At 65.5% G+C, this 17,958-nt stretch carries 9 protein-coding genes; 4 read left to right on the top strand and 5 right to left on the bottom strand.

Translation table 11 applies throughout. From position 1 onward, the window contains the following. Positions 1-153: 153 nt before the first annotated feature. The 5 genes from NX794_RS07210 to NX794_RS07230 form a co-directional block, all read right to left on the bottom strand. Complete coding sequence (locus tag NX794_RS07210; protein ID WP_258777384.1) at positions 154-969, bottom strand: hypothetical protein; 816 nt, start codon at positions 967-969, stop codon at positions 154-156. 102 nt (positions 970-1,071) lie between these two features. Further along, on the bottom strand, positions 1,072-3,945 hold the full coding sequence (locus tag NX794_RS07215) for a LamG-like jellyroll fold domain-containing protein (protein WP_258777385.1): 2,874 nt from the start codon (positions 3,943-3,945) through the stop codon (positions 1,072-1,074). Positions 3,946-5,273: 1,328 nt separating this feature from the next. Then, positions 5,274-6,623 (bottom strand): response regulator, encoded by a 1,350-nt coding sequence (locus NX794_RS07220; RefSeq protein WP_258777386.1) that lies wholly within the window; start codon positions 6,621-6,623, stop codon positions 5,274-5,276. After that, a complete protein-coding gene (locus NX794_RS07225; protein ID WP_258777387.1) occupies positions 6,620-8,761 on the bottom strand; it encodes a sensor histidine kinase in 2,142 nt (713 codons plus the stop codon). The genes NX794_RS07220 and NX794_RS07225 overlap by 4 nt, the downstream gene beginning before the upstream one ends. Before the next feature lie 257 nt (positions 8,762-9,018). Next, complete coding sequence (locus tag NX794_RS07230) at positions 9,019-10,029, bottom strand: HNH endonuclease (protein WP_258777388.1); 1,011 nt, start codon at positions 10,027-10,029, stop codon at positions 9,019-9,021. Positions 10,030-10,525: 496 nt separating this feature from the next. On the opposite strand from NX794_RS07230, the gene NX794_RS07235 reads away from it, so the two are divergent. From NX794_RS07235 to NX794_RS07250, 4 genes are all read left to right on the top strand, one after another. Next, the gene (locus NX794_RS07235; protein WP_258777389.1) at positions 10,526-12,004 is read left to right on the top strand and encodes an ATP-binding protein; all 1,479 of its coding nucleotides are present in this window, start codon (positions 10,526-10,528) and stop codon (positions 12,002-12,004) included. 62 nt (positions 12,005-12,066) lie between these two features. After that, positions 12,067-14,844, top strand: coding sequence for a Z1 domain-containing protein (locus NX794_RS07240; protein WP_258777390.1), 2,778 nt, complete (start codon positions 12,067-12,069; stop codon positions 14,842-14,844). Continuing rightward, a complete protein-coding gene (locus tag NX794_RS07245) occupies positions 14,841-15,860 on the top strand; it encodes a PD-(D/E)XK motif protein (protein WP_258777391.1) in 1,020 nt (339 codons plus the stop codon). Before NX794_RS07240 ends, NX794_RS07245 begins: the two co-directional genes overlap by 4 nt. Beyond that, positions 15,853-17,862 (top strand): AIPR family protein, encoded by a 2,010-nt coding sequence (locus NX794_RS07250; protein ID WP_258777392.1) that lies wholly within the window; start codon positions 15,853-15,855, stop codon positions 17,860-17,862. The genes NX794_RS07245 and NX794_RS07250 overlap by 8 nt, the downstream gene beginning before the upstream one ends. Positions 17,863-17,958 lie beyond the last annotated feature (96 nt).

Consider the following 17,958-nt stretch of genomic DNA (forward strand, 5'->3'; position numbering starts at 1 on the left):
GATGTAGCCGGCGCTGAGGTCGAAGCCCTCGCCGGCCCAGGAGGTCTGGTTGTTGCTGGAGGCAGTACGGCCGTCCGTGGACGCCGAGTTGTAGGCCAGGCCCAGCTGCGGGGAGGGACCCGCGATCGCGGGCGGGACACGCAGCGGGTACTGTCAGGTGAAGGAGCCGGTCTGAGCCGCCACCTGCCAGGACGCCGAAGGGGCGAGGGACGTCGCGGTGTAGGAGCCGGAGCCTCCAGAGGGCGCGGCCGAGACCGCAAGCAGCGGGGCCTTCGTGCCCACGGCGGCGGGCACGTCCGCGGTGAGCTTCTGCGCGCGGACGTCGTTGCCAGTGGCGAGCGGCGTGACCGTCTGGCAGGCCGCCGCCTTCGGCGTGGTCAGCGCACAGGCCGGCAGCTGGACCAGCCGCAGCCGCTGCGCCCAGTCCCCGCCGTAGGCCTGGGCGAAGGACGCGTATTCGACCTCCACCGAGACTTTCGCGGGCGCGGCGGCCGTGGTCAGGGAGGTTCGTGTGTCCGCGTTGGTGACCTTCAGCAGCAGGCCGTCGATGCCGGCCTTGCGCGCGGCATCGTGGCCCAGGACGTCGACCGTGGCCCGGGCGAGGGTGGCCGCGCGGGCCGAGCGGGCATGGGCGGCAGCGATCCGCACCGGGAGGCCGCCTGCCTTGATGCTCCGCGGGGCCCTGCCACCGTCCAGGGCGACGGTGGCGCTGCCCGGCTTCGGCCAGGACGCTTTCGGAGCGCGTGAACTGCCGTACCCCGCAAGGTGCTTGAGCGGAGTGACCTCACCGCCCTCCTCTACCACGGGGGTGGAGGGCACGTCCTGGGTCTTGGGCCGTCGCTGCTCCCGGGCATCGTCGTCACCGAGTGCGGGGGCCGCCTGAAGCAAGGTCAGGGTCAGGGCCGCGGACACCGCTGCGGCCAGATGTTTCGCCCATCTATGGACGTGATGTCTCCGTGTTGAGCGCATGCGCGCTCCCCTCCCGTGTGATGTGGGGTGCCCGGGCGCCGGTCGACTGCCGTGCGCCCGGGCGAAGCCGCTCTGGTCAGGAGCCGCCGGTTGCCGGATGAGCTAGTCGTTCGCGAGCCGGTAGATCTCGGTGCCGGAGAGCAGGCCGGGTACCAGGCGTACGTCGTCGATGTCGCCGGCGAAGTAGTCGTGCCACGCGCCGTCGTACTGGGCGCGGCCTATGTTCAGACCCTTGCCTGCGTTCCAGACACCGGTGACGGTGGTGCCGCCCTGCTCTTCACCGTCGACGTAGAGGGTGAACTTCCGTGCCGCCGGGTCGTAGGCGCCGGCCAGGTGGGTCCACTTGCCGACGGTCGCGGGCCGCTCGCTGGTCGCCATGGCGCGGACGATGTCGGAGCCGTCCTTGTCAGCGATGTGGCGGCCGAAGATCCAGCGCTTGTAGGCCGTGGAGTAGTAGAGGTTGAGGCCGTTGCCGCTGGTGCCGGCCTGGCTGATCACCGAGATGTTCTCGCTCAGCGAGGTCGGCCGCACCCAGGCCGAGACGGTGAACGCCTGTCCCGTGTGGACGGCGGAGGCGGCGGTGGCGTAGTCGCTGCTGCCGTTGAAGCGCAGGGCCTTGTCGGCTGCCTCGGTTGCGGAGTGGTTGCCCGCGACCCAGTCGGCGCCCTTGACGGTGAGGTCACGGTCGTGGCCGGAGGTGTCGGGGGCGGTGGCGCCGGAGGTCTGGTCGAGGCCGTAGACGGCGGCGGCGCAGGTGTCGGCGAGGGCGTCCGCGCAGGCGCGATCGGCGGTGAAGATGTACTTCTCCAACGGACCGCGGTTGCCCGCCCGGTCGACGCTGCGGACGTACAGCACGTTCGGCCCGAAGGACGAGGTCGGCACCTCGATGGTGGCGTCGCCGCCGAGGCTCGCGGGTGTGGCCTTGCGGCCGGGGGTGTCGCTGCCGAGGTCCCACTCGTAGTACTCGACATCGTTCTTGAAGACGGAGTCGGAGTTGCCGTTCGCGGAGAGGGTGAAGTGTCGCTTGACGCCGACGGGCAGGTCCGCCTCGCCGTCCGCCGGTTTCACCAGCGGCTTGGTGTCGGGCCGTTCGGTGTCCACCACGAACTCGCACCAGTCGGACCAGTCCGAGTAGCCGGAGTCCTTCAGCTTGCCGGTGGAGCCGTCGTAGAGCTGGGCGTGCCACTTGTAGCCGTGGCCGTGGACGAGCTCCCTGACGGGCATGCTCTCCTCGAAGACGCCCTCGTTCTGCGGGCCGTCCTTGCCCTCGTAGACGATGGGCCGGCCGTCGACCTGGTCCCAGACGCGGAAGGTGGCGGTGAGGTTCTGGCCGGTGCCGTCGCTGTAGGAGTCGGCGTCGGTGCCGTTGACCGCCATGGTCGGGGTGTCGTCACGGATCCACGGGCGCTTGGTGTTGTCCGTGGTGCAGGTCTTCTCCTCCGGGTTGGCCAACCGCTCGTTGTAAGGCTTGCCCGGAGTGGTGTTGTACGTGACGACCAGCTTGGCGTTGTCGCCGCGGAACCGCTTCCAGGAGTTCGCGTCGTCCTCGTCGGCGGCCCGCAGCGAGAAGGCGATCGGATCCTCCGCCTTGGCCTTCTTACGGACGGTGGAGGTGAGGTTCTCGTTGCTCTCGTCGGCGTTGTCCTGGAAGTCGACCCAGCTCGCCGGGGCATCCGGGCTGCAGCTGTCGCCGCGGCCGTAGGCCACCGTGCGGTCGACCATCAGGTCGCCGTCCTTGGGCTTGTTGTTCCAGTTGGTCGCGGAGTCGACGCCGCCCTCGGCCACCGCGTGCAGGTTGACGGTGCTCTTCTGGCAGGAGAAGGAGAAGGTCTCGTAGACCTCGAAGACCGCCTTGGAGATCGTGCGGTTCTTCCATCCGGAAGTGCCGAACTGGAAGTACATGCGGTTGGTGTACGGCGAGGAGCTGCACACGTAGTAGGTGCCGCCGATGGACTTGTACGAGCAGCGGCCGACGCCCTCGTCCTTCTTGAACTTGTGGAACTCGGTGCTCGGGTGTGCGCTGGAGACGTACAGCCACTCGCTCTTGGACATGCCGGCCTCCGGGTCGAGGTAGACCGGGAAGTGGGTATCGGAGGCGGTCAGCACGGAAGCGTCGGGCTCGACGGTGACGGCGGACGAGGTCACGTCCAGGCCCATGTCGGCGACCTTCGCGGCAGCGTCGGGCGCGTCCTCGACGGGGGCGCCGGAGCCGGAGGCCGGCACGGCGTCCGCCGGGACCTCCTCGGCAGTGGTCGCGGAGTCCCACATCTTGGGTGCCTGGCCGGCGAAGATCCGCTCGCCGGAGGCGTCCACCGCCTGCAGTCCGCCGGTCGGGCCGGTGGTCAGATCGAGCCCCTCGGAGCGTACGGGCAGGCGCAGTTGGGCCAGCTCCGGGTTGTGCGCGGCCTCGGGCGTCTTGACCTTCAGGACGTACGAGTAGCCGGTGACCGTGGCGCTGGCCAGCAGGTCGACGCCGGGGAGCACCTCGCGGTACTCAGCGGTGTCGCCGTCCAGGACCGGCTCGGGCAGCGGCTTGGGCCAGCGCAGGGTGAAGGACTTGCCCTCGTCGCCCAGGGTGATCAGGTCGGTCGAGCCGGCGCCAGCGAAGGCAAGGCCGACGACGGCTGCCTTCGGGCCGACGGTGCCGTCGGCCCGTCGCTCGAGCGCGGCGTCGGCCTTCTCCCAGCTGCCGTCGGGGCGTTGCACTCGCTGCGGTTGCGCGCTGGTCTCGCTGGTGAGGCTGCCGTCCGGGTTGGCGAAGACGAGTTCGTCCTCGGTGCGTCGCGCGGTGATCTCCACCGGTTCGCCGGTTTCTGCGGCCAGGGCGAACGCGGTCGCCTCGGCCGAGTTCGGTGTGCTGCCGGCCGCGTCGGCCGGACTGGTGGTAGCGGGCAGTGCACCCAGGACGACGGCGCCACCGAGCAGCACGCCGAGCATCCGGGCGGCACGAAGCCGCTGAAACCAAGGGTTGGTCATGCCCTTGTCCCCCTCCGGGCTCTCCCCAGAGCCCGCTATGAAATTGATGTGTCCATGCTGTGAAGCAGTGACGAAAGAAACCTATGGGATTCCCTTTACCGAATCAAGGACGTTTCAAGACCAACCCGCCCCACAGGTCACGCCGAGCTCGCGCAGAGTATGCACAACCCCATCGGTGGGCGTTTCTGCCACGGTTCGGCACGGAGCTGCGCAAGCTCAGCACAGCATGGCGTGGGTTCCTCCGGCTCCTTGCCCAGCCTCGATCAGGAACGGCCACTGCGAGCCGGAGGACGCTATCCCTGTACGACGGCGTCACTGACGGGAAGATGTCCGACAGTGAGGTTGTCAAGATCGGACAGTCCCACCGCTTCCGATCGCCGCATCGAAGACGGTCTGTTCACCCCGTCGGCACTGGGCCACGACAGGCCACTGATGGAGCGTCACGCACGCCTGTCCACCGGTTGTCCACCGAACCTCATTGCGTAGGCCCGAGCCGCCCCTCCCAGATAAGCAAAAGCCCAGCTCAGAGACTCAAGCCCGCAACATGGTCACGGGGAACGCAACCCCGAACCTACGCATTACGATGCGCAGACAGCGAGTGCCCGATTGGCCGGGATTCCAAGGTCAACGGAAACAAAAAACCCCAGGTCAAAGCCATGACCTGGGGTCCCCCATGGAGCCGCTTTCGGGATTCGAACCCGAGACCTACGCATTACGAGGGCCTGCAAGATCATTCCAGGGGATGCCGGGCGATGCCGCCGCATCCCGTTTTCGCAGACCAGAGGCTCGCGCCGTTGATCAGCATGATGGCCGGTCCGCCCTTGTGCCACCCAGTCCGCTCACGCAGCGAGATTGATCATTTTGGCTTGGCGGGCACGACGAAGGACTCCCATGATCCGTTGGCGTCCTTGATGGTTTGCTCTTTCGCGCAGATGTACCGCCACGTGCCGAACTCGCCGAAGTCCTGGACGAGGCGCGCCCAGTCCCCAGCAGCAGCTTCTTCTCCAAGACCTCGGGGCCGTTTGCTCGATCGTCGGCCATGCCCCAACGACCCAGTAGGTTTCCTCGACGTCCAAGAGGATGAAGTCCGGGTCGTACTTCAGCTCCGCACCGGCAACGCACCTCACGTGATCGCGACATGGCGCAACCTCGCCATCGACACCCTGACGCTGAAGGCGTCACCAACATCGCCGCCGCCCTACGCCGCACCGGCTGATGCGCTACTCCCACCTTGATCATGCTCGGCCCCACCTGATCACGAACCGGTACATCACGCGAGAACGATGAAACCCCGCCCAGAGGTATGGCTCATCCGGCACTTCGCCGAACTATCCAGCGATTCCACTCCCATCAGCTTCCGCCTGACCCTCAATTATTTCGCTCGAAATACGCCCAAGGACCGCTTCGGCATCGGGATCATCGAAGCCCATTCGCCCCGTTTGGCGATTGTATCTATTTACCAGCACCTGAGGCCACGGCGAAGCTAGTCCACTGATCCGCTCATATTCACCCATCTCCGCATTGGCCGGGGTTTTCACATTCTGCAGATCAATCAGTAGATCCGGAACAGTAAAGAATTTCGGCAGATGAAAGAAGCGATCATTCCGTCCAAGAATTACTCGTTTGCATCTCGCGCGCAAATCCTTGGAATCCTTTTCCAGTTTCGCGCGGCGCAACTTCTCGTCTCGACTCCAACCACCGCGTGGCGCTGCGGCGTCCTTGAGTCGACGCCACTCGAGATCAGCATCACCCCAGGAAAGAAAGGGTTCGACTTCGAGAAGGGGATCCGCTGCCACCAGAAGATGCCGGTCCGCCTTTCCGTTGGCCAGGTCACAACTGGGTGTGAGCTGCACCCAGTAACGTTGCGTCCCCTGGTGCAACAGAAGGTCACCCGTATCAAATTTCTCCCCCATGGGAGGAACTACATAGATACGGGACGGGTGCCAGTTGCTGGGCGCAGCCAAAGCTCGCCCCACAGGGCCACGCAGTCGATCCTCCCCATCGAGGGCCAGCGTCAACTCCAGCGATCGCGCCAAGCGCGCCACCAGGAGTGTGGTCTTCTCATCGGCGTCATATTCTCCCAGCGACGACCATTGCTCTGCGATATCCCAGAGGTACTCACGGGTGACCTCTCGGACGTGGTCGGAGAGACCTCTCACGGCAATCGGCAACGTACTGTTGAAAGCCACCCTCACCGCGTCTAGCAGAACATCGGTGCGCTCCTCCTTTCCCACAATCTGCACAACAGGAGGCTGAGCCAGAGCCTCGACCCTCTCTGTATATGCGGTATAAAAGACGACCGGAACAAATCGAGTGGATTTCAGGTTGTCCAGCAGCTGCTCGCCTGCGTCGTCACTGCCCTGATCGTCACGAACGTCGAGAATTACGACATCGACCGTCTGCGCGCTCAGGATTGTCTCTGCCTGGGAGAAGTCCCCAACCGGGATCACTCTTGGTGCGCGGCCATAGGCTACATCTGACTGGAGAAGCTGGTCCTCGATGTCGTTTCGGTAGTCCTCGTTGTCTTCCACTATGACAACGGTCCACTCGGGGCTGGGCTCAGGAACGTCGACGGCCTTCACGCCGGCTATCCCCATGTCGTCGCGAGGCGTTCCGTTCACGTCAGCGCCCGATTGGGCGCTGCCTTCCCGGGCTGCTCCATCCGGGCTCTCGATCACACTCGTCTCCTAAAGGTCACCTGGAAGGCTGCTCCGCCGAGCCGACTGTTCACAAGGGCAAGCGCACCACCGTAGGCGTCTGCGACGCGCTCCCCCACGATTGCCAGACCAAGACCGCCACCATCTGGCTTGCTGGAAAAATAGGGCTCGAAGATAATTTCGCGAATTTCGGGCGGCACCCCGGGGCCACTGTCATCAATCACCAACGCCAAAGCCCCGTCTTCCAGTCTCTCCACTGTCAGTTCCACATGCCGTGAACCCTTTGGGACGTGCTGAAGCCAGTAGAGAGAGTTGTCCAGCAGATTAATGACAACCTCTTGCAGCTCGGCGGGATCAAGCGTGACGGTCTCGTCGACTCCACCCACCCTGACATCAGCACCGACTTTGGCGGCCCGGCTTGCAAGAACGTCCACAGCCGAGTTGATCGTCTCCAGCATGCTGACCTTCTTGGGCCGACCCCGACGACGGCCTCCGAAGGGTGCGATGCGTTTGAACAGCTGAGCCAGATAGTCCGCTTGCTTGTCGACTGTGCTGACGAGGCCGACGGCCTCATCACGAAACTCACAAGCGTCAGCACCAGCCAGGACCCGATCGGCGTCCCGGGTGACTCGGCGTATCCGTCCGACAGACGACTGCCCGTCATGCACAACCTCGTCTACGAGCCTGCCGAGCGTGGCGAGCCTCTGATAGCGGGCGAGTACCTCACGAACGTGCTCGACCCCAGCAATGATCCTGCGTTCTGCGTTGGCTACCACAGCCGCCAGCGCACGGTCGTTGGGGTGTGACCTGCGGACGGCTTCTGCGACATCGGTGATGTCGATCTCATCAAAGAGCCCCCGTCCCCGGGGCTCTTCAGGCTCACGTGTCCGTCTCCGTTGCTCGAGCCGAGCGCTCTCGAGTTCCGCGATGATTTCCGTGACGGCATCGCGCAGGCCGTCATAGGCAGGGCCTTGGAGCAGCCCTTCACGATTGGTTTGGTCCCGGAGATCGGGGTTCTCATCTGCGGAGATACTGACAGTACCGATTATCTGCGAGTTACTCAGCCGCATTCGGGGGTTGTTGACGCGTCGAGCGTCGAGCGTGAGCCAGTCGTCGCCCCGTTCCCCGAATGGCAGGACTCGGAACCCATCGCGGTAGACGCTCACTCCAGCCCGCTGGTCGAGCAGATCACGAAACTGCTTGGTAGAAAGATTGAGTCCGCCCTCAGCAGTCAGCTGTGAGATCGCGTCACGGTCTCGGTCATAGACCCGCAGGTCGATGGAGAAAGGGCCGCTGACAAGCGTCCCGTCAGCCCCCCGGTGCCGCGCGCTCCGGTCAAGGCCCACTTGGTGCCGGTACGGGGCCCTACCGGGGATCGTGATCTCCAGGTCCGCCGTTCCGTCGGCCGCCACGGAACCGGACAGCCGGTACGGAGGATTCATCAGCTCGGTCGGAGGTTCGATCGGCCCTGCCAACGCCTCGAACTCCTGCGGCAGGTCGAGAACAATCTCGAAATCCTGGTTGCCGTCCGCATCAGGCGGTGCGATGAGTCGGGAGAGATCCCGACGGAGAGCAAGGAGATCTCCCTCTCCCCAGCTGCGCGTGAAGCCTTCCAAAAGGAGCATTGTGCCACCTGAGCTGCACGGCCGATCGACACGTTCCCAGAGTGCGGCGACACGCCCGCCGTCCTGGAAGTCCCCCGCCGCTCGTTCAGTCACATCGAGCTCGACTTGGTCCAGATAGACGTCTGGATCCCTGAACTGGCGCCAGTCAACTCCGACTTCGACCTCGTCCGGCTCGCCCCACTGTCGACTGATCAAGGTCATCGAGTCAGCCAGACGAGCGGCGGCAAACCGTCCAACGCCCTTCTCACCCAGGACACGACGACCGTGGGGCGTGGTCCGCGTGCGCATCCGGTGCGGCGTTGCGATCTCCAACCAGATACCTGTGACGGTGTCGACAGTCATTCCCGATCCATCATCGAGGACTGCCAGCTGCCCGTGACCTTCTCGAAGCTCACCGGAGAAGCACAGGACAACGCAGTTCGCGTCGGCGTCGTAGGCGTTCTTGACCAGTTCTACGACTGCCACCGTCTCGCTACTGATGAGTTCTGTACCGATGGTGTGAAGCAGCCTCGCACGAGGGCGGAGCGTCGGCATGGTGACCTCCCGACAGCTGATGGTAGATCACCACACGGTTCTATGTTGTCTTCGGCCACGTCGGCGCCGGCGGTGACATCGCGAAGAGGTTCCACGCGGCTGACGCGGCAGGCCGGAGGGCGATGGGAACAGCTCCCATCTGGCCGAGACCGTGGCATCGTCGGCCACCGGCAGCACACCCCGAATCCATGATGCTGGCGGTGGGGAAGGGCAGCACCTGGCCGAAACAGCCGAGCAGTAATACGCTGCGGCCCTGACTACGCGCGGGATCGTTTGCCGAGCCAATGTGCATCAAGCCAGACCCGATGTTCAGGTCGCAGCTGCACCGCCACGGGCTGGCCGTGCAGTTGCGCGTAGCACTGATAGCTGTGAAGGCTCGGGATCACGTCGAGGGTCCCGGAGGCCAAGTCCACCGCGATGTGGCCGAGATCGAAGAGCCTGTGAATGTCACGGCGCAGAAGCAGCCCGCCGTGTTCGTGATGCTCGCCACTCTCGGCGTAGCTGTAGAGGTGCGCCGCTTCCAGGGCGTCGGCCGGTGTGGGCCCTGTGAACGCGCAAACTTCGCCCTGCTCTCGCAGCAACCGCGCGCGGAACGCCTCTTGACCGACGCGCGTTCGCACGATCGACTCCCTGTGACCCCCTGCTACGGCCAGGCGAGCGGCTGCGGCTATGTCCTTGACGGTGCTGGCCTGACCGGTGGCATCGAGAAGTGCCTCCCGTAGCCGCTCCCATCGCGCAGGGCGCATACTCAGCTGCGACTTCGGAGAATCGCAGAGGGCCCGAAGCTCGGAGCCCGAGAGGAGACCGCGCCCGTTCACCCATCTCTTGCCATGTACAGACCGGTAGGTAGTCACCGACTTGGTCTTCTGGCGCGGGGCGGGAAAGAGATGTCCGCACTTGCCGCAGCGGTAGGCCGGCTTCTCCCGCTGGCGCCGCTTGATGTCGGCCTTGCCGCAATGTGGGCAGGAGTACAGGGTCTTCTCGGCAGAAGCGATGTCGATGGCCTCTATCACCGAGACGCCGATGAGCTCCCTTCTGTCCCACAGGGCTATGACGTCCCCCACCGAGACGCGGGCATGGTTTTGAACGGTGTCGTCCCAGCTGTAGTGCTGAGATGCACTGTCGTCATAGCCGTCGTTCCCGGCGTGCTCCCGGCCCTTCCCCAGCGCCAGCATCAACCACGCGGTGACCACATTGTCAGTGGCCAAGTCAGCTCGCAGATCGGCTGGTTCGTCACGGCTGACCTCCGTCTCGATCTCGACAATCATGCGCCAATCATGCCGGAGGGGCCGGCGCGTAGGCACCCCAGCCGTCGTCGCAGAAGACCCCGCCTGATTTCGTTGCCTAGCCTCGGCCACGTTCACGCAGAGCCACAACCGGTGAACGTCAGATCGAGGCACCAACCAGACTGGATCGAGACGGATTTGTCGCCAAAAGATCTTTCCCTGTGGGAAGTCGTCAGGTCCATCTTGATGCGCTGGGGCTGGCCCCTGGCCACTGGCGTCCCCTGTTCCGGTAAAGGGCGACGAGACAGACAGAGGTCTCGGCCCCATCCCACCTCCCGAAACCACGGGTCCGGCGAACTCCGGCCAGCATGCGGTGCTGCTCACGTAGCATCGATTGGTGGTGGAGTGTGTCGCCCTGAGTGAACGAACGCACGCAGCGGTCCCTCTTGGTTTGGGGTCGCATCCGCCCGGTTGCAACGAGTCTCCGGGACGGTCACCTCCGGAGAACAACGTCACGGGGAAGCAGAGCCGGGCACATATGAAGTACGACATCGCCGCCCCCGAGCCGGCGGGCATGGTGGCTTCGCTCAGCTCGCTGGGTTACTCGCTGCCAGCTGCCGTCGCCGACCTCGTGGACAACAGCATCTCCGTCGAGGCCCGGACCATCGATGTGGAGTTCACCTGGGCCGGCGCCGACTCCTGGATCGCGGTTGTCGACGACGGCTGGGGCATGACCGCCGAGGAACTCGTCACGGCCATGACGGTGGCCGCCCGCGGCCCCGCGACTCCACGCTCGGCCACCGACCTCGGCCGGTTCGGCGTCGGCCTCAAGTCCGCCTCGTTCTCCCAGGCCAGGCAGCTCACCGTGAGCTCGGCCAAGGCCAGGGGACAGTGGCACACCCGGACCTGGGACCTTGACGTCGTCGAACAGTCCGGCCAGTGGCGGTTGCTCCACGACGCGAACACCGAAACCATGGTCGTACTGGACAGACTCCGGGGGGATTCCGACCACGGCACCATCGTTCTCTGGCGGCGGCTCAACGGATACCACGCTGCTGAAGTGAGTGCTGGTGACGAGGGCACCCAGAAGCAGTTCTACGCAGAGGCGACGCGTACCGAGTCACACCTCGGCATGGTCTTCGCCCGGTTCCTCACCGGTACCCGGCGCCGTAACCTGCGGGTACGCGGAACCACGGTGGAAGCCTGGGATCCCTTCCTTCACAACCATCCCTCGGTACAGCCCCTCCAGCCGGAGGAGCTGCCACTGGGTGCCAGCTCGGTTCGAGTCGAGGCGTTCATCCTGCCCGGCTCCCACCGGCTCAGCTCAGAGGAGTACGCCCAGGCAGCCGGCCCTGAAGGCTGGCTCGACCAGCAGGGCTTCTACGTGTACCGCCGGAACCGACTGATCCTCGCCGGTGACTGGCTGGGGCAACGGGGAATGCGACGTGAGGAGAAGTACAACCTGGCGCGCATCGCCGTGGACATCCCGACCGAGACGGACGCCGAGTGGAGCGTCGACGTGAGGAAGTCGAGCGTCGTCCCGCCCGTCGCCCTCCGGCCGCATCTCAACCGCATCGCGCGCAAGGCCCGGTCGACCGCGGCGGACGTGCTCCGGTACCGGGGACAGGTCGCCGCCCGCACTCACGGCGACCCACTGTCGTACGCGTGGCTCGTACGTCGCCCCGAAGGCAGAGTCACCTGCAAGATCAACCGCAGCCACCCGTTGGTCCAGTCCGCCCTGCGTCCGGGCGGCAACACAAGCGCCGACGTACGCGCGTTGATCCGTCTCCTTGAGGAGACGATCCCCGTCGCGGCGCTGCGCGTGATGCACGAGACCGACAGCAGCGACGATCCAGAACCGTTCGGCGGCCCGGGCCCGGCTGACGACGCGGCCGTCGAGGTCGCACAGCGCATCTACGAGTCACTGGTCTCGGGTGGCCGTTCTCCGTCCGCCGCCAAAGATCGGCTGAGGACCATGCCGCCCTTCGACCAGCTGCAGGGTTTCTGGAGCAGATGACGCATTGTCAGTGGCCGCCCCTACGCTCCCAGACATCGACTTCGTCCGACCGGAGGTTCCACGTGAGCGACGTTCCCGATGACCCCATGGCCAAGGCCCGCCGCCTAGTGCTCAGTTTCCTGCCTCAGGACCGGCAGCCGAAGTCCGACGAGGTGTACAACGCGGTCAACGTCATCTTCGGCATGATGGCCGCGCAGGGTGAGGCCGTCGACCGGGACGTGCTGGTCAAGGAGATCGAGGCCCTGACCGCCGTCTTCCAGGAGCGGTCCCTCGCCCTCACCGAGGGCGAGGGCCACGAACCGTGGCTGCCCGAGGCGAAGAACGACCGCGACTGGGACTTCTGGGAGCGCTACCGCAGGTACCTCGAGGACGTGGTCAACCTCCCGCCGTGGGTCGTGCGGCGGCTGGACCAGAGCTCGGACGACGTACTGAGCCAGCTGGAGGACCCCCGCCGTCCGGGACCGTGGCGCCGCCGGGGCCTGGTGATCGGCCAGGTGCAGTCGGGAAAAACCGGCCAGTACATCGGGCTCACGGCGAAGGCGGTGGACGCCGGCTACCGCTTCATCGTGGTGCTCGCAGGCATCCACAACGACCTCCGCAGCCAGACCCAACTCCGGATCGACGAGGGGCTCCTGGGCTTCGACACCCAGAACCAGAGCCGCTCGGACGAGAACGGGCGTTCCCGCGCGATAGGTGTGGGCAAGATGCCGCTGGTGAAGAAGCTCAAGATCGCCTCACCGACCAACAGCGGCGAGAAGGGGGACTTCGGTCTCGCGACAGCGAAGGCGATCAACTTCCCCCTGGGTGACTTCCCCGTCGTCCTCGTCGTCAAGAAGCACTACAAGATTCTCGAGTACGTACGTAAGTGGGTACTGGACGTACACGGTGTCGAGGACGAGAACGGCGACAAGGTAATCAGCGACCTCCCGCTGTTCGTCATCGACGACGAGGCCGACAACGCCTCCATCAACACGGTGCGTGACCCGGAAGCGGATCCGACCAAGACCAACGCGGCCATCCGCAAGCTCATGAAAAGCTTCGACAAGTCCGCGTACGTGGGCTACACGGCCACGCCGTTCGCCAACATCTACATCGACCCGGAGGCGGACCACTCCGAGGCGGGTGAGGACCTGTTCCCCGCCAGCTTCATCCGCAGCCTGCCGTCCCCGTCGAACTACCTCGGTCCCGAAAGGGTCTTCGGCCTCCAAGTGGAAGATGAGGATGAGGACGACGTACAGGCTCTGCCGCTCGTCCGGCACGTGGACGACAGTGACGCCTGGCTCCCCTCCGGCCACAAGTCGGGCGACGTCCCCACCGGAGACCTGCCGAAGTCGCTGCGTGAGGCGATCCTCTCCTTCGTACTCTCCTGCGCCGCCCGCCGAGCCCGGGGACAGGCGAAGGTCCACAACTCGATGCTGGTGCACGTCACCCGTTTCACCGCTGTGCAGACCCTGGTGCACGAGCAGGTCCAGGACCACCTACACCTCGTCGTGGACATGATGCGGGACCGCTACGGAAAGGGCCCCGAGATCCGTGCCGAGTTCCGTTCCCTGTGGGAGAGGGACTTCACCCCGACCACTGACTGCTTCGAGCCCGAACAGGCCGAGCGCCTGACTTGGGATCAGGTCTCCGACCAGCTACTGCCGGCCCTCCGGAAGATCCAGGTCAAGACCGTGAACGGCTCCTCCAAGGACGCCCTCGACTATTACGACAACCGCAGGAACGGCCTCTCGGTGATCGCCATCGGAGGGCAGAAGCTATCCCGCGGCCTCACCCTTGAGGGCCTGACGGTCAGTTACTACCTGCGGCCGTCGAAGACGTACGACACGCTCCTGCAGATGGGCCGGTGGTTCGGCTACCGCCCCGGGTACGAGGACCTGTGCCGCCTCTACACCATGCCGGCCCTCGAGGACGCCTATGTGGAGGTCACAGCCGCCACCGACGAACTGCGCAGGGAGGTCGAGGAAATGGCGACTCTCGGCCTCACTCCGAAACAGTTTGGGCTCAAGGTGCGGGCCTCCTCGCTGGGCCTCACGGTGACAGCAGCCAACAAGATGCGGCAGAGCACGAAGATCATGCTCAGCTACTCCGGCGAAGGGCCGGAGACCGTGATCTTCAATCTCGCGAGGGGCACCGTCGAGCGCAACTACCAGGCCCTGGAATCGCTCGTCCGTCGCATGGACGCGATCACCAAGCCGGTCCCTGCCCAAGCGCCGAACGGCAAGGTCCGGTGGAACGACGTGCCTGCGGAGATCGTCTCCGAGTTCCTGACCACCTACGAGACCGACCGCATGGCACAGCGTGTCCGCCCAAGGCTCATCGCGAAGTACGTGGATCAGTGCACGAGGGTGGGTGAGCTCGGCAGCTGGACTGTCTGTCTGGTCGGGAGCACGACGTCGGACATTCCTAGGGAGATCGCCGGGCACAAGGTCGGCCTCGTGACCCGTAAGGCACTCAACCCCAAGTTCGGAGACGAGGGTCGGTACACGATCCGCAGGGTGCTCAGCCCGCCGGACGAGATGATCGACCTCGACGACGACCAGAAGGAGGCGGCCCGCGCAGCCGCTGAGAAGGCCGCGAAGTTGCAGGACAAGGCGTCGGCCTCCAAGACTCCGGCCGGCCCGCATATCCGGCGACAGCGGAGGACCGACCAAGGACTGCTGCTCGTCTACCCCCTCACTGTGCCGGACGCATCCGAAGCCGGTCAGACGACTCCCGTCGTGGGATTCCAGGTGAGTTTCCCGCACTCCGAGTACCAGGCCAAGACCGAGTACGAGGCCAACGCCATCTGGCTGCAGGAGGACATCTACACCAAGGACGAGGAGGATGACGAGGCGTGACGGTCACCGACATCACCGAGGACGAGTGGCAGGAACTGGAGAGCCCACAGGACACCCCAGGGCGCTCCAGTATCCGCATGTACCCGGATTCCCCGCTCGACATCTTCCTCTCCGTCTCCCACCCCGAACGGCAGCGCATGCTGGTCTTCCGTACGGACGCCCGCTCCGCTGACCCCGTCGTACGGTCGGTCGGCCGTCTGCCGAGGGCCGCCGGGATAGAGATGAACCTGAGCGCGGTGTCCCGCCTGGAGTACGAGCTGCAGGTGATCCTGACCGAGAACGCGCTCCGGGAGGTGTTCAACCCGCTTGTCGCGGACGTGGCCGCCACTGCGCAGGCGGCTTCGGGAGCTGCCGACGCCCTGGCTGCCGCCGTGGCGCGGTTCGGTAGGTGGCAGGACCTGCTGCGTGCCGTCAGCACGGACGGACTCAGCCCCGAGGCTCGGCGTGGGATGTACGGCGAACTCCTGCTGTTGGGAGACACCCTGATCGCAGAGCTCTCCCAGTCCGAGGCAGTCGACGCCTGGACCGGCCCCACGGGGACCAACCAGGACTTCCAGCTGCCGGACGCGGCCATCGAGACCAAGGTCAGCACCGCCAAGCGACCCCGGAACATCCGGATCGCGAGCGAGAGACAGCTGGACAGCACCGGTACCCCTGCCCTCCTCTTGGCCTTCGCACAGCTGGACGAGCGGCGCGGAGGCTCTGGCGAGAGCCTGAACAGGCGAGTCGACCGCATTCGGCAGCAGCTCACGAACCCCGCCGCCCGAGCCCGATTCGACGGCCTGCTCATTCAGGCTGGCTACCTGCCGGCACACCGGGACTGCTACGACGAGCCTCGGTACACCGTGCGGGACCTGCGCTTCTGGCACGTACGAGACGGCTTCCCCAGGCTGACCGAGTCCGACCTCCCCGAAGGGGTCGGCGACTGCTCGTACCAGGTGAGCACCTCGGGTCTGGACGCCTTCCGCGCACAGATCGACGAGGTGCGGGAGATGATCGGGGGACCCCATGGCTGAGCTGGACCTGGACGAGTTCTCCCGCAGCTTGGTCGCCGACGTCCAGGCGACGGCTGATGCCGAGGGGACGACCACCCCGGAGGCGTTCACCAGACGGGTCTTCGAAGACCTCGAACAGGCCGGCATCGTCTCCAACACCTTCACCGCCTACCACAAGGCGCACGGGCACGAGGTCCACGGATACGGGATCGGGGAGTCGGGCGAGTCTCTGGACCTGTTCGTCACGGACTTCCATCTGGCGCCGCTGGAGACCAAACTCAGCAAGGCACAGACCGAGACGTTCTTCAGACGACTCCTGACCTTCGCGGCCCGCTGCCGTGACGGGCTGCAGCAGCACATCGACGAGTCCTTCGACGTGTACGACATGTGCGCGGCAGTCGAGAAGGCCCTCACCGAAGTGCAAAGGATCAGACTCTTCCTGCTCAGCAACCGCGTCGGCACCTTCACCGAGGTACCGGCGTCAGACCTCGACGGTCTGCCGGTGACCCACGAGGTGTGGGATCTGGCCCGCCTGCACCGTCACGCGACGTCGGGTTCGCTCGGCGAGCCCATCGTGGTGCCCTTCTCCCCGCCACTCCCCTGCGTCGCCGCGCCTTCCTCAGAGGAGGACCACTCCGTCGCCTTGGCGGTGATACCCGGGCAGATGCTCGCGGAGCTGTACGCCGAGTACGGCACGCGACTCCTGGAACTGAACGTCCGTTCCTTCCTCCAGACCCGCGGCTCGGTCAACCGTGGAATTCGGGAGACCCTGCTGCACGCGCCGGGCCGTTTCTTGGCCTACAACAACGGGATCACCGCAACGGCATCGCAGGTCGACTTCGTGAAGGGCCCGGACGGCGAGCCCACCCACATCTCAGGGATCCACGGCCTGCAGATCGTGAACGGGGGTCAGACGACCGCCTCGCTCCACTACGCGCTCACCCGTGACAAGGCAGACCTGTCCGACGCGCGGGTGCAGATGAAGCTGACGGAGGTGGCACCCGACCGGCTCGCCGAGATCGTTCCGAAGATCTCGGAATACTCCAACACGCAAAACCGGGTGACCCAGGTCGACTTCAGTTCCAACCACGACTACCACGTGGAGATCCAGCGGATCACCCGCTCTCTGTGGGCCCCCGCTGCGGACGGCAGCGGCCAGGAGACTCACTGGTTCTACGAACGCGCTCGCGGCCAGTACACGGACGAGCTGGCCAAAGCCCGGACGCCCGCAAGGCAGCGGCAGTTCAAGAAGCTCAACCCGACGAAGAAGAAATTCACGAAGGCGGACCTGGCCAAGTTCGTCCACTCCTGGCACCGGCTCCCCTACCTGGTCAGCCGAGGCGCCCAGAAGAACTTCGTCGAGTTCATGCTGCGCGTCGAGGAGGCTCCGCCTCGGGTGGACCTCCAGTACTGCCAGCGGGTGATCGCCATGGCGATCCTGTTCAAGACCGTTGACCGCATTGCCGCCATCCACGGCGCAGGCAGCCACAAGAGCATGATCACCACCTACACCGTGGCGCGTCTCTCCCTGGCCACGGATCGTCGGATCGACCTCGACCGGATCTGGCGGGACCAGTCCGTGACGCCGGTCCTGGAATCCGCCATCCACGACCTTTGCCCACGTGTCATGAGGGCGGTGACCACACCACTGGAAGGCAATCACGTCGGGGAATGGGCCAAGAAGGTGGCCTGCTGGGACGCGGTGTCCACAGTCCCCTGGACGATGCCACGCGCTCTGTCCACCGAACTGCTCGACAATCCGTTGGACGAGGCCGCACTCTCCGGTGGTACCGGAACCGAGTCCGGAGCCGCCGAGGAGGCAGCGCTGATCCCCGCCGACGAGTGGTACGCGATCGAACGCTGGGCCAAGGAGACACGTGCCCTCGAACCGTGGCAGCGGCAGCTGGCGCAGTTCGTCGGTAGGAGGCTCGAACTGGAACAGGAGGTCCCCGAGGTCCAGGCCGTCCAAGCGCTGCACGCCCGCAACGGAGCACTACGTCTGGGGTTCAACCCCGCCCCGTAGGAGCCAGGTTCGGGCGATGACGACAACCCGGCCCCGGATCCTGAACACCGCGGTTCAGAGCATCCTCTTCCCGGCCCAGTCCCTGACCGCTTCCTC

Source organism: Streptomyces pyxinicus (assembly GCF_024753135.1).
GTDB classification, from domain to species: domain Bacteria; phylum Actinomycetota; class Actinomycetes; order Streptomycetales; family Streptomycetaceae; genus Streptomyces; species Streptomyces pyxinicus.